Origin of the sequence: Amycolatopsis camponoti (assembly GCF_902497555.1) — a bacterium.
GTDB classification, from domain to species: domain Bacteria; phylum Actinomycetota; class Actinomycetes; order Mycobacteriales; family Pseudonocardiaceae; genus Amycolatopsis; species Amycolatopsis camponoti.
Genome location: NZ_CABVGP010000001.1, coordinates 3,081,507 through 3,093,785, shown reverse-complemented (window position 1 = coordinate 3,093,785; position 12,279 = coordinate 3,081,507). Strand labels below are relative to the sequence as shown.

The window sequence follows — 12,279 nt, the reverse complement described above, 5'->3', positions numbered from 1 at the left end:
TCACTCCGCGACGACGATGACGTGCAGGGTCCGCGGCCCGTGCACGCCCTCCACCCGGGTCAGCTCGATGTCGCTGGTCGCGCTCGGACCGCTGATCCACGTCTGCGGCCGCGCCGGGTCCAGCGCGGCCACGGCTTCCGGCACACCGGCCACGATCCGGTCTTCCCGCAGCACGCAGACGTGCACGTCCGGGACCAGGCTCAGCGCGCGCCGCCCCTGGCCGGGGCCGTGGTCGAGCACGATGGTCCCGGTCGTCGCGATGCCCAGCGCGGCCGTGGTGACGACCGCGTCGGCCCCGGTGAGCCCGGCCGGCGACGCGGGCACGCCGACGTCGAACGGAAAGCCCTCCGGCACCAGCACTTCCCGCGCCGGCCCCAACGCCGAGCGGATGGCGTCCGGCACCTCGGCGACGGTGCAGCGGGTGAGCGCCGCCCGGTAGTCGGCCACGCGCTCGGCGAAGAGCTCGACGTCCGCGGCGGCGGCGGACCGGTAGCCGCGCGGGACTTCCGCTTCCGTCCGGTCGGCGTCCCGCAGTGCGCCGCGGACCGCCGCCAGGATGTCCTCGCGTGCCGTCATCGCCGCCGCCACCAGGCGCGGAACGACTCACGCGGGGGCGCCGGGAGGTCGCGCGCGCTCGTCCACAGCGAACCGGGCCAGGGCAGGCGGGACAGTCCGCGCCGGCCGCCCGGCAGCACCCGGCGGCCGAACCGGTGGGCGAGGCCGAGGCCGCGTTCGGCCAGCCCCAGCCGGCGCGCGTCCGAGAGCACCCAGGACGCCGACTTCATCGCCACCGCCTCGGGTTTCGGCGGCCCGCCGCGATGCGCGTCGACCACCTGGGACCGCAGGTGCACCAGTACTTCGGGGATGTCGATGCGCACCGGGCAGGCGTCGAAGCAGGCGCCGCACAAGCTCGACGCGTACGGGAGGGAGTCGGTCTGCTCGTCGACGCCGACGCCCTTGAGCAGAGGGTTGAGGATCGCGCCGATCGGCCCGGGGTAGACCGAACCGTAGGCGTGGCCGCCGGTCCGCTCGTAGACCGGGCAGACGTTCAGGCACGCCGAGCAGCGGATGCAGCGCAGCGCCTGCCGGCCGACCTCGTCGGCGAGCGCGCGGGTGCGGCCGTTGTCCAGCAGCACCACGTGCATCTCCTGCGGGCCGTCGCCGGCGGTGACGCCCGACCACGTCGAGGTGTACGGGTTCATCCGCTCCCCCGTGCTGGAGCGCGGCAGCAGCTGGAGGAACACGTCCAGATCGGACCACGTCGGCACGACCTTTTCGATGCCCACCAACGAAACGAGCACTTCGGGCAGCGTCAGGCACATGCGGCCGTTGCCCTCGGACTCGACGACCACGAGGGTACCGCTCTCGGCGACGGCGAAGTTCGCGCCCGAGACGGCCATCTTCGCGCGCAGGAACTTCTCCCGCAGGTGCAGCCGGGCCGCGCCGGCGAGCTCGGCCGGGTCGTCGGTGAGCCCGTCGGGCGCCGGACGGCCCGCCGCGGCCATCTCGCGGCGGAAGATCTCCCGGATCTCCGCGCGGTTGCGGTGGATCGCCGGCACCAGGATGTGGCTGGGCAGGTCGTCACCGAGCTGCACGATGAGCTCGGCGAGGTCGGTTTCCCAAGCGGTGACACCGTGTTCGGCGAGCGCCTCGTTGAGGCCGATCTCCTGCGTCGCCATGGACTTGACCTTGACGACCTCGTCGACGCCGTGATCCAGCGCGATGCGGGCGACGATCGCGCAGGCCTCCTGGGCGTCGCGGGCCCAGTGGACGGTCGCTCCCCCGGCCTCCAGGGCGGCTTCGAGCGTCAGCAGGTGCTCGTCGAGGCGACGCAGGGTGTTGTCCTTGATCGCCGCTCCCGCGAGACGCAGTTCCTCCCACTCGGCCACCTCGCCGACGACGGCCGCGCGCTTGGCGCGGATCGTGCCGGTGGCGTGGGCGAGGTTGCGGCGCAGCTGGGTGTCGGCAAGCGCTTCCCGGGCCGCGGCGGGGAATTCCGCATGCCGACGAACGTGGCGCTCACGCGTCCCCCTCGGTCGAAGCCAGCACGTCGGCCAGGTGCAGCACGCGGACCCCGGACCGCTGCCGCGACAGCAGGCCGCCGATGTGCAGCAGGCACGAGTTGTCGCCGGCGACGAGCACCTCGGCGCCGGTGTCGCGGACGTGCCGGGCCTTGTCCGAGCCCATCGCGGTGGACGTCTCGGCGTTCTTGAGCGCGAAGGTGCCGCCGAAACCGCAGCACTCCTCGGCGGCGGGCAGGTCGACGAGGTCGAGCCCGCGCACTTTCCGCAGCAGCCGCAGGGGTTTGTCGGCGACGCCGAGCATGCGCAGCGAATGGCAGGTCGGGTGGTAGGTGACGCGGTGCGGGAAGTAGGCGTCCACGTCGGTCACGCCGAGGACGTCGACGAGGAACTCGCTCAGCTCGTGGACCTTCGGCCCGCTCTCGGCCAGGCGGGGATCGCCGGCCCGGCGTGCGACCAGGCCGTGCTGGTGGCGCGCCGAGCCCGCGCAGGAACCGGACGGCGTGACGATGTAGTCGTAGCCCGCGAACGCCCGCGCGAAGGCGCGCACTACGGGCACGGCCTCGTCGAGGTAGCCGGTGTTGACCATCGGCTGGCCGCAGCAGGTCTGGGTCTCGGGGAAGTCCGCGTCCACGCCGAGGCGGCGCAGCAGCCGGAACACCGCCTTGCCCGTCTCCGGGAAGAGCGAGTCGTTGATGCAGGTGACGAGCACGGCGACCTTCATGCGCGCCCTCCTGATCGAAACGTTTCAACTGTGCGTTCGGGGACGCTACTACGAGCCTGCTGAACAAGTCAACGCGGTCGTTTCTACGTTTCAACGGCTCCGGAACGCCCGAGCGCGGCGGCCGCGAACCCGGCCGCCGCGGCGAGCGCCACGAGGTCGTCGGCCCGAGCGGACGGCACGAGAACCAGCGGGTAACAGTCGGACTCGATGTCGAGGACCGCGAGCGCGGTGCCGGTCCCGGCCAGCCGGTCCCCCGCCGCCTCGAGGAACTCGTACGTCGGCAGGTCGCTCTCCCCCAGCGACGTCCACAGCTCGTCCGTCCGCGGCGCGGAACGCAGCTCCCGCAGCCGGGCGGCGATCTCGCCGGAGGCTTCCTTCCAGTCGACTTCGGCCAGCAGGCCGTGGTCGGCCAGCGCGTCCACCAGCGCGATCCACGGCAGGCCGGGGAAAGGCTCGTCGATGCCGCGGTCGTCGAGCCGGTCCGCGTGCTCCAGCAAGTAGGCGGCGGGGTCGTCGTGGGCGGCCGCCGCGCGGGCGGCCACCTGCGGGACGTCCGGTGCCAGCAGGGTGGCCACCGCCACGAGCGCGTCGCGAGCCGGTGCAGTCATCGATGTCCTCCGCGGGGCCAGGTGGTCGACCGGGGCATGATCGCACCTCGCCGCGGCGGGACGGCGCCGAGCCTCCGGATCCGCTGACCGGGACCTCACCGGTTCAGACCAATTTCGGCCGATCTGGATCGAGCAAGATCCCGCGGCTCTACCGGACGCGCCCGGTCACGGGTGATCCTGGCCGACGGTCCCGGATCGACCGAGGGATGTGGTCATGAAACTCTCTTGTCTCGCCGTCGTTTTCGCCCTCTTCGCCGCGCTGATCGCGCCGGCCGCGCAAGCCGGTCAGACCGCGTTGCGGGCGGCCGATCCCAGCGTCCTCCGGGTCGGTTCCACCTACGTCGCCGTGCAGTCGTCCGGCGGCGGGATCGTCGCGCGGCAGGCCACCTCCCCCGACGGCCTGGCGAGCGCGCCCGCCCGGCGGATCTGGTCGGACAGCCGCGGCCGCGGCGAGGTGTGGGCCCCGGAGATCGTCCTCGACGGCGGCCGGTTCTACGTCTACTTCTCCGCCGGAACCGGTGCGGCGCACCGGATGTACGTGATCAGCTCCGCCGTCGCCGACAGCGGCTACACCGCCGAGACCCAGCTGGCGCTGCCCGACGGCAAGTGGGCCATCGACGGCACGCTGTTCACCTTCGGCGGGCAGCGGTGGTTCGTCTGGTCGGGCTGGGCCGGGGACACCAACGTCGAGCAGAACCTCTACCTCGCGCGGATGAGCGGCCCGACGACGCCGACCGGGGCGCGGTACGTCATCTCCCAGCCGCGCGAGAGCTGGGAACGCGTGGTGGGCAACCCCTTCATCAACGAGGCGCCCGTGCCGATCAAGGACCCCGGCGGGCAGTTGCACATCGCCTACTCGACCAACGGCAGCTGGAGCGACCAGTACTGCCTCGCCGAGATCCGCCTGCGCGCCGGCGGCGACCCGACGTACGTCTGGGACTGGTACAAGTCGAACGGCTGCCTCTTCGGCTCCCACCGCGAGACGATGATGGCCGGCTGGGACCCGACGCTCTACGTCGACGGCCCGGGCAGCCACAGCTTCGTCCTGCTGAACGGCGACATCGCGACGAGCCCGCCCGCCGGGCCGAAGTTCCCGCTGATGTTCCACGCCGTCCCCAAGGGCACGCCGTACTCGTGGGCCAACCGCTACTGGTACACGGGCTCGTTCTGCTGGTGGGGTTCGACGACGTACCGCCGCGCCAACGTCCCGGGCGCGACCACCGACACCGGCTGGAGCCTCAAGTTCTTCGAGTGAGCGGGCTCACCGGCGCGCGCTCAGGCCGTCGAGGATGAGGGCCAGCATCGACGCCGACCGGTCTTCCGGCCCCGAAGCGGCGCGCCAGAGTGCGCCGGTGAGCCCCGATCGTCGACACCATCGCCGAGACCGCGGAGAGCCTGCTCGCCCTGAGTCCGACCGGCCGCCCGGCTCTCGAGTCCCAGACGGTCGTGAGTGAGAAACAGGGTTAGAACACTGTTTCTCACTCACGACCACGCCCAGCAGTCCAAGCCGGACATCGACGCACACCCTAGGAGGGGGCCGCGTGGTGTGGTCTCGGGATCCATCTCCACAGCGCCGCGGCCGCCGCGAACCCGACCACGCCGCTCGCCACGATCCCGGCGCCGAGGCCGGCCAGCGCCGTCACCGCGGACAGGATCAGCGGGCCCACCCCGGTGCCGATGTCCGCCAGCTCGTTCCAGATCCCGATGTGCGTCGGCCGCCCCACCGACGGCGACACGTCGGCGCCGAGCGTCATCACGATGCCCGACCCGATGCCGTTGCCGAAGCCCATCACCATGGCCGCCACCGTCAGCAGCCCGGCGCCGGCGGCGAGCGGCATCAAGAGGAAGGACACGCCCAGCACGAGCGTCGCGGGCACGGCCACCCAGCGCCGTCCGTAGCGGTCCATCACCTTGCCGGCCGGGTAGAACGTCAGCGCGTCGACGGCTCCGGCGACGCCGTAGATGATCGAACTGGTCGTCGGCGACAGGCCGATGTGCGCCGCCCACAACGGCACCACCGTCTGGCGGGTCTGGCGGATCGCCGACAGCAACAGGACTCCGGCACCGAGCGTGGCGTACACCCGCCACCGCTGCTTGAGCATTCCCCGCGTCGTCACCGCGGACGCGGCCGCCCGCTCGTCCGCGGTGACCTCCAGGTCGGGAACCCGCAGCACCAGCGCGCCCGCCGCGAAGATCGCGGCCAGGCTCACGTAGTACGCGCCGGGCAGCCCGGCGAACTGCATCGCCGCGGCCCCGGCGAACGGCCCGAGGAAGACGCCGATCCGCATGCTCCCGCCCAGCGTCGACAGCGCCCGGGCGCGCATGTGCAGGGGGACGATCTCGGTCAGGTAGGTCTGGCGGGCCAGGCCGTAGACCGCGGCGGCCGCCCCGATCAGCACGACCCCGCAGCCGTAGAGCAGCAGCGACCACGGCCCGTGACCCAGGTCGACCAGGCAGACCAGCAGGCCCGCGACCATGACGGCCGCCGCCACGAGCATCGACCGGCGTTCCCCGATCCGGGTCGCGAGCATCCCGGCCGGGATGTTCGCGGCGAGCGACCCGACCCCGAGCAACGCGGCGATCAGCGCGGCCGTCGAGGTGCTCGCCCCGCGGTCGATCGCGCTCAGCGCGATGACCGGCAGCACGGCTCCCTCGGACAGCCCGAACAGGGCGGCCGGCCCGTACGCCGCCGCGGCGACCGAGCGCAAGCGGAACTCTTCGACCATGTCCGACCATCATGCGCGACCGGAGCGGGCGGTCCGGCACGCGAGTGATCTTTCTCGCTCGAACCCGCTCCGCACCGGGGCGTTTCGGACGCACCGCGTCAGCAGCTCCAGTGCATCCGCAAGGACGCGATGGCGTCCCACAGGCCGGCGTCGAAGTTCGCCCAGGCGCGGAACCGGTGGTGGTCCGCGCCGCCCGGCATCGTCTGGACGAACTTGCGCCAGTCCCCCTCGACCGGGTGCTCGGTGGCCAGCGAGCCCAGGACGCTCCCCCGCGCGTCGAGGAGGTCGACGTGCCAGATCACCCAGGCGCGGCCGGGTTCGGCGGCCACGGTGCCGTCGAAGGCGGCGGTCCCGTCGGGGAAGAGCGTCCACCGGGCGCCCGCGAAGATCGTGCAGTGCCCCCGTTCGAGCCTCCCCCACGTGAAGGCCCACGGCGTCCAGCCGGCGAGGCGCTCCGCCGCGGCGTTCGCCGTCGCCACGATGACCGACGGATCCATGTCACGCGCCTCTCGTCGAACTCGGCACCGGCGAAGGACAGAGACGCGGGCGGCGGCTCTGATACGCGTCAGCGGCCGGGCGTCGCGGGCAGCGCGAGCGACAGGGCGAGCGTGCCGTCGAGGAACATCAGCCCGCGGTCGCCGAACCCGCGGAAAACCTTTTCCACGGCCGAAACCGGCACCGTGAGACCGAGTTCGCGGTGCACGGCCGCGGCGGTCCGCGGGCGGTCCACACAGGCCAGGTAGACGTCGGCGAGCGTGTCGCGGAAGGTGTAGGTGCCGTGGGTCTCGGGGTGGCGTCCGTCGTAGATCTGCAGGAAGCCGGGGGCACAGCGGTACACCAGCACCGGCGGCTGCTTCGCCTCCCAGGCGGCCGTCCACGCCGCCACCGCGTCCTTCAAGGGGGTGTAGACCTCGGGTGGCAGCTCGTCTTCCGGTGCGTAGTCGAAGAAGTAGGCGACCCGGTCGATGTCCACCGTGGACGGATAGACGTGGCGGTAGCTGGATTCGGGCTCGCGCGCCCGCTGCGGGAACCGGCCGGGCTGGGTGAAGAGCGGGCTGAACCGCTCCAGCCACAGCCGGTTCGCCCCGGCCGGCGGCTGGAGGTGGACGAGGTGCGGGACGGCGGCCGCCTGCGCGGCGTACTCGTCGGCCGGCTCGCCCGGGAACCCCCACAGGATGTTCCACCCGACGCCGATGCCGTAGTAGCGGGCCCACCGCAGGAGGTTGACGTTCTGGGCGGCGCGGACGCCCTTGTCCATCAGCCGGAGGACGGCGGAGCTCAGCGACTCCAGGCCCGGTTGCAGCTGCGTGACCCCGGCCCGGGCGAGGAGTTTCAGCTGCGCGCGGGTCAGGTTCGCCTTGACCTCGTAGAAGATCTGGTACTCGCGGTCCGCCTCGGTGAGGGCCGGCAGCAGGTCCTTGAGGTAGCCCGGTTCGAGGATGTTGTCGACGGCGTCGAACCGGAAGGTGCGGTAGCGGCGCGCCTGCTCGTCCAGCTCGCCGAGCACCCGGTCCGCCGACTTGGCGCGGAAACGCATCGTGGTCCCGTTGAGCCCGCAGAACGTGCAGTGGTGCTTGGCGCCCCACCAGCACCCCCGCGCCGACTCGAACGGGAGCGCGACGTGCTCGGTCGGCAGGCCGAGCCGCGCCGCGCGTTCGAAGTACTCGTCGTAGTCCGGCACGGGCAGCTCGTCGAGCCGCTCGTGCGGCGGCTCGGCGGGGGTGGCGACGACGTCGTCGCCGACCCGCCGGGCGACGCCGGGGATCACGCCCGGGTCGGTGCCGTTCGCGAGGGCGCCGAGCAGCCGGGGGAAGGCGACGTCGCCCTCGCCGAGCACGGCGAGGTCGACGCAGCCGACGGACCGCACCAGCTCCAGGCCCATCTCGCCTTCGAAGTTGGCCCCGCCGAACACGGTGACGACGCCCGGATCGCGTTCCTTCAGCCGCCGGGCGAGCGCGAACGACGCCGCGTTCTGCTGGAACGTCGAGCTGAAGCAGACGACCGGAACGCCGGCGAGCTCCTCGGCGATGGCGTCGAGGTAGGCGGGAACATCCTGGTCGCGCACGGCGAGCAGCCGCTCCGGACCGTCCAAGTAGGACAGTTCGGCGCCGAGCTCGTCGAGCAGCTTCCCGTCGGGGTCCGGCGCGGCGTCGCCGAACGCCTCGACGGAGAACAGCCAGTCGCCGATCTGCCGCCCGCGGTGGTCGGCGAGCCGCCGGTAGTGGTCGAGCCCGACCCGCACGGCGAAGTCGAGGTTGGCGTGCAGGGTCCGCACGGGAAACCCGTGCTGCCCCGCGATCACCTTGAGCAGGCCGAGTTGGATGGACGGCCGATCGGCTTCGAGGAACGGCATGGAAACGAGCACCACCGGCGGCGCGGTCACGGGATCAGTGGGTGTGCCGGATGATGCGCGGGACGGCGATGGCCGATCCAGCGCCGGCCGCGGTGTGGTAAGAGACGAGCGTGGCGGTCTGGTGAAGGCTGAAGCAGCCGGAGAAGCCGGCTTCCAGAGACTCCTCGTGTTCGGTGGCGATCCACGCGAGCTTCAGGATCGCCTCCAGCAGGTTGAGCTGGTCCGCGGTCAATGTGGTCTTGAACTGGTTCAGCTTCTCGTGGAAATCATCGAGCTCTTCAGGGGACAATTCGGGTTCGGACATGGGGTTCCTCCTCGTTGTTCGGCTGTCGGCTATCGGCTTCCCTGAGTCTCTCCCGCACCGCATCGGCTTCGGGGTGGGCGAGTCCTGCGAGGATGTCGTGGGCCTCCTGCCACCGGGACCGCGCGGAAGTCAGGTCGCCGAGATCGCGGTGCAGGTTCGCGAGTTCGAGGATCAGGCGAGCCTCGGTGACCAGGTATCCGGTGCCGTGCAGCAGGTCCACTGCCGTCCCGTAGCAAGTGATCGCCTTGGCGTGGTCACCAAGCTGCTTGTGGGCGTAGCCGAGGCTGTGCCAGCTCTGGGCCGCGCCCATGTGGTCGCCGAGCTGCGTCTGCAGGTCGATCGCCTGCCGGCAATAGTCGATGGCCGCCGAGTGTTCGCCGAGCAGCGCGCGGAACCAGCCGACCGCGTTCAGCGAGGCCGCCTGCCCGGTCTGGTGTTCCGCCGCACGGAACAGGTCCAGTGCTTGCTCGGCGTGGGCCAGCGCCTCCGCGATGATCCCCTGCCGATCGAGCATCCACGCGAACTGCCGATGCACGTAGGCTTGCCCGACCACGTCATCGATCGCCGTGTAAAGCTTCAACGCGGCCCGGAAGTCGGCTCCTGCCTCGACGTGGCGGCCGAACCAGACGTGCGTCCCGCCGAGGTGCAGGTGCGCGAAGGCCTGCTTCCGTTCATCCCCCAGCCGCCGCGCCGCACTCAACGCCGCGCTCAGCACGTCGCTCTCGTCGTGCCAATGGCCGCGCATCGTCAAGAACCTGCGCAGCGCCCAGGCCAGCTCCCAGACCCGCGCGTCGAACTCGGCGTCGACGGCGACCGCCCGCAGCAGCACCCGGTGCTCGGTCTCGAACCACGTCAACGCCCGCCGTCGGTCGACGATCCGCTCGGCCTCCGCCCCTTCGGGCAACGGGGTCAACGCGGGCGGCACCTCGAGGCGCGGATCGAGGAACCCGTCCGCGTGATAAGCCGTGTGGGCGTAGTGGCCGAGCAGCCGGTGGACCGCCGAGTCCCGCTCGGGCGCGGTGTCCGACTCGTGCACCAGCTCATCGGCGTACGCGCGCAGCAGGTCGTGCATGGTGTAACGACCGGGTGCGTGCTCCGCCACCAGGTGCGCGTTCGCCAGCTCCGACAGCAGCACCCGCGCCCGGCCGGCGGGCAGGCCCGCGAGGCTCGCCGCCGCGCGGGTGCCGATGTCCGGCCCGTGGTGCAGCCCCAGGAGGCGGAACAGCCGCGCGGCCACGGGATCCAGCCGCAGGTACGACCAGGAGAACACCGCGCGCGGGTCGGTCGCGGGGTCGGCTCCGGCGAACTCGTCCAGGCCGCCGCGCGCGTCCCGCAGCTGGCCCGCCAGCGCGGCCAGGCCGAACGCGGGGTACGTCGCCGCGCGCGCCGCCACCACCGCCAGGGCCAGCGGGAGGTGTGCGCACAGCCCGATGATCTCGGCGGCCGCCGCGGGATCGGCCGCCAGCCGCTCCTGGCCGATCCGGCGACGCAGCACCGCGTGCGCCTCGGCGTCGTCGAGCAGGTCGACGACCAGCGGGTGCGCTCCCTCCGTGACCAGGCCGGCGAGCTGGTCGCGGCTGGTCACGACGACCACGCAGGCCCGCGCGCCGGGCAGCAGCGGACGCACCTGCCCGGCGTCGCGGGCGTTGTCCAGCACGATCAGGACCCGCCGGTTCGCCAGCAGCGTCCGGTACAGGCCGACCTGCGCGTCCAAGGTGGTCGGGATCCGCTCCCCCGGGACGTCGAGCGCCTCGAGGAACCCGCGCACCGCGCCCGCCGGCGTCGTCGGTGATCCGGTCGGGTCGAAGCCCCGCAGGTTGACGTACAGCTGCCCGTCGGGGAAGTCGCGGGCGACCGAGTGTGCCCAGTGGACGGCCAGCGTGGTCTTGCCGACCCCGGCGGTGCCCGAGAGCACGACAGTCCGCGCGGCCGGCGCCGGCCCGCCGGTCACCTCGCCGAGCCGCCGCAGCGCGCTCTCGCGGCCCGCGAACCCCGGGGTGTCCGGCGGCAGCTGCGCCGGCGACGACGACGGTGCCGCGGCCGCCGGAGCCGCGGACGGCAGCTCGCCCCGCAGGATCGCCTCGTGCAGCGCACGCAGTTCGGGGCCGGGGTCGGTGCCGAGCGCGTCGGCGAGCCGCTGCCGCACGACGGCGTAGCGGTCGACGGCTTCGGCGTCGCGCCCGGCCGCGTGCAAGGCCCGCATGAGCAAGGCTTCGAGCGGCTCCGCGAGCGGGTACTCCGCGGCCAGGTCGGACATCGCGGCGAGCACGGCGTCGGGCCGGCCGAGCCGCAGTTCGAGCTCACCCCAGTGCACGGCCGCGTCGAGCCGTCGCCGGTGCCAGGCCGCGCGGACCCCTTCGGCCCAGTCACCCTGGAGGCCGGCCAGCGGCGGGCCCCGCCAGACGACCAACGCCTCGCGCAGCGCGGCGGCCCGGTCTTCGTCGGTTTCCCGGACGTCATTCCCGCGCTCGACCAAACGTGCGAACCGGTTCAGGTCAACCGCGCCGGGATCGATTTCCAGCACGTATCCCGCGCTGCGCCGGGTGACGCCGGTCTTTGTGCCGGTCAGCTCGGTGACCTCGGTGAGCACCTGCCGAATTCGGCTCAGGTGGGAATACACCACATTGCGCGCTTCACCCGGCGGATCGTCACCCCAGACGCGGTCGATGAGCGTCTCGATCGGCACCGGGCGTCCGGCGTCGGCCGCGAGCGCCGCGAGGACCGCTTGCTGCCGCGGCGTCCCGACATCCAGCGGCTGTCCCGCGACGCGTAGCTGCACCTCCCCGAACAGCAGGAACTCCATGCGGCGGACTCCCCGTGATCGACCCGTCCCGACCGGCCCCGTCGATGCTGCTCGCCCCGCAAGGTCTCTGCAAGGTCGGCGAGCAGGGCGTGGCGAAATCGTGAACCCGGGAACATCCCAGTCCGAGGAGGGGCCATGCACGACTCGCCGGTGCCATTGCTGGAAAATGCCGCCCGAGGTGCCGAATGGGCTTGGCGGGATATCGTCGACCGATATTCTTCGCTGGTCTTGTCGGTGTGCGCGCAGTATCGGATCGCCAATGCCGACGCGCAGGACATCAGTGGGGCGGTGTGGCTCCGGCTGGTCGTGAACCTGCCGCGGCTGCGCGAACCGGAGGCGCTGCCCGGCTGGCTGCGCACCACCACCCGGCACGAATGCCTGCGGCTGCTGCGGCACCGGAACCGGCAGGTCCCGACCGACGACCCGCTGCTCGGCGAGCTGTCCGAGCCGCAGTTCGACGCCGGGCTGATCGGGGCCGAACGCCGCGCCGCCGCCCGCAGCGCGTTCGCCCGGCTGCCCGTGCGCGACCGGGAGCTGCTGGCGCTGCTGTTCTGCGACCCGCCCAAGTCCTACCGGGAGATCAGCGAAACGCTCGGCATCCCGGTCGGCTCGATCGGCCCGTCGCGGGCGCGGTGCCTGGCCCGGGTGCGGCGCATGCCGGCGATCGCGGCGCTGCTCGCCGACGAACCGTACGACTGCGGTGGTCATGCTCTCCGGAGCGAGCGGGGGGCCGCTTGATA

At 72.4% G+C, this 12,279-nt stretch carries 11 protein-coding genes; 2 read left to right on the top strand and 9 right to left on the bottom strand.

The features are described from left to right. The 4 genes from AA23TX_RS14690 to AA23TX_RS14675 all read right to left on the bottom strand — a co-directional run bounded on the left by AA23TX_RS14690 (position 1) and on the right by AA23TX_RS14675 (position 3,353). Entirely contained in the window at positions 1-576 is a 576-nt protein-coding gene (locus AA23TX_RS14690) for a LutC/YkgG family protein (RefSeq protein ID WP_155543080.1), read from the bottom strand. Further along, positions 573-1,889, bottom strand: a complete 1,317-nt coding sequence (locus AA23TX_RS14685) for a lactate utilization protein B (protein ID WP_439328757.1) — start codon at positions 1,887-1,889, stop codon at positions 573-575. Before AA23TX_RS14685 ends, AA23TX_RS14690 begins: the two co-directional genes overlap by 4 nt. A 130-nt stretch (positions 1,890-2,019) precedes the next feature. After that, entirely contained in the window at positions 2,020-2,745 is a 726-nt protein-coding gene (locus tag AA23TX_RS14680) for a (Fe-S)-binding protein (RefSeq protein ID WP_155543079.1), read from the bottom strand. An 83-nt stretch (positions 2,746-2,828) separates the two neighbouring features. Further along, entirely contained in the window at positions 2,829-3,353 is a 525-nt protein-coding gene (locus AA23TX_RS14675) for a DUF6630 family protein (protein WP_155543078.1), read from the bottom strand. Between the two features lie 214 nt (positions 3,354-3,567). Between AA23TX_RS14675 and AA23TX_RS14670 the strand changes: the two genes are divergently transcribed. Further along, positions 3,568-4,608, top strand: a complete 1,041-nt coding sequence (locus AA23TX_RS14670) for a glycoside hydrolase family 43 protein (protein ID WP_155543077.1) — start codon at positions 3,568-3,570, stop codon at positions 4,606-4,608. Between the two features lie 271 nt (positions 4,609-4,879). Here the strand turns inward: AA23TX_RS14670 and AA23TX_RS14660 are convergent, their stop codons facing one another. From AA23TX_RS14660 to AA23TX_RS14640, 5 genes are all read right to left on the bottom strand, one after another. Then, positions 4,880-6,079 (bottom strand): MFS transporter, encoded by a 1,200-nt coding sequence (locus AA23TX_RS14660; RefSeq protein WP_155543076.1) that lies wholly within the window; start codon positions 6,077-6,079, stop codon positions 4,880-4,882. 98 nt (positions 6,080-6,177) lie between these two features. Continuing rightward, complete coding sequence (locus tag AA23TX_RS14655) at positions 6,178-6,576, bottom strand: DUF6294 family protein (RefSeq protein ID WP_155543075.1); 399 nt, start codon at positions 6,574-6,576, stop codon at positions 6,178-6,180. Positions 6,577-6,644: 68 nt separating this feature from the next. Then, positions 6,645-8,462 carry a RiPP maturation radical SAM C-methyltransferase gene (locus AA23TX_RS14650; RefSeq protein WP_155543074.1) on the bottom strand — a complete coding sequence of 606 codons (1,818 nt, stop codon included), beginning with the start codon at positions 8,460-8,462 and terminating at the stop codon, positions 6,645-6,647. Between the two features lie 4 nt (positions 8,463-8,466). Continuing rightward, complete coding sequence (locus tag AA23TX_RS14645) at positions 8,467-8,736, bottom strand: hypothetical protein (RefSeq protein ID WP_155543073.1); 270 nt, start codon at positions 8,734-8,736, stop codon at positions 8,467-8,469. Further along, positions 8,711-11,539, bottom strand: coding sequence for an AfsR/SARP family transcriptional regulator (locus tag AA23TX_RS14640; protein WP_155543072.1), 2,829 nt, complete (start codon positions 11,537-11,539; stop codon positions 8,711-8,713). Before AA23TX_RS14640 ends, AA23TX_RS14645 begins: the two co-directional genes overlap by 26 nt. A gap of 135 nt (positions 11,540-11,674) precedes the next feature. Between AA23TX_RS14640 and AA23TX_RS14635 the strand changes: the two genes are divergently transcribed. Next, positions 11,675-12,277, top strand: coding sequence for an RNA polymerase sigma factor (locus AA23TX_RS14635; RefSeq protein ID WP_155543071.1), 603 nt, complete (start codon positions 11,675-11,677; stop codon positions 12,275-12,277). The last annotated feature ends 2 nt before the right edge of the window (positions 12,278-12,279 follow it).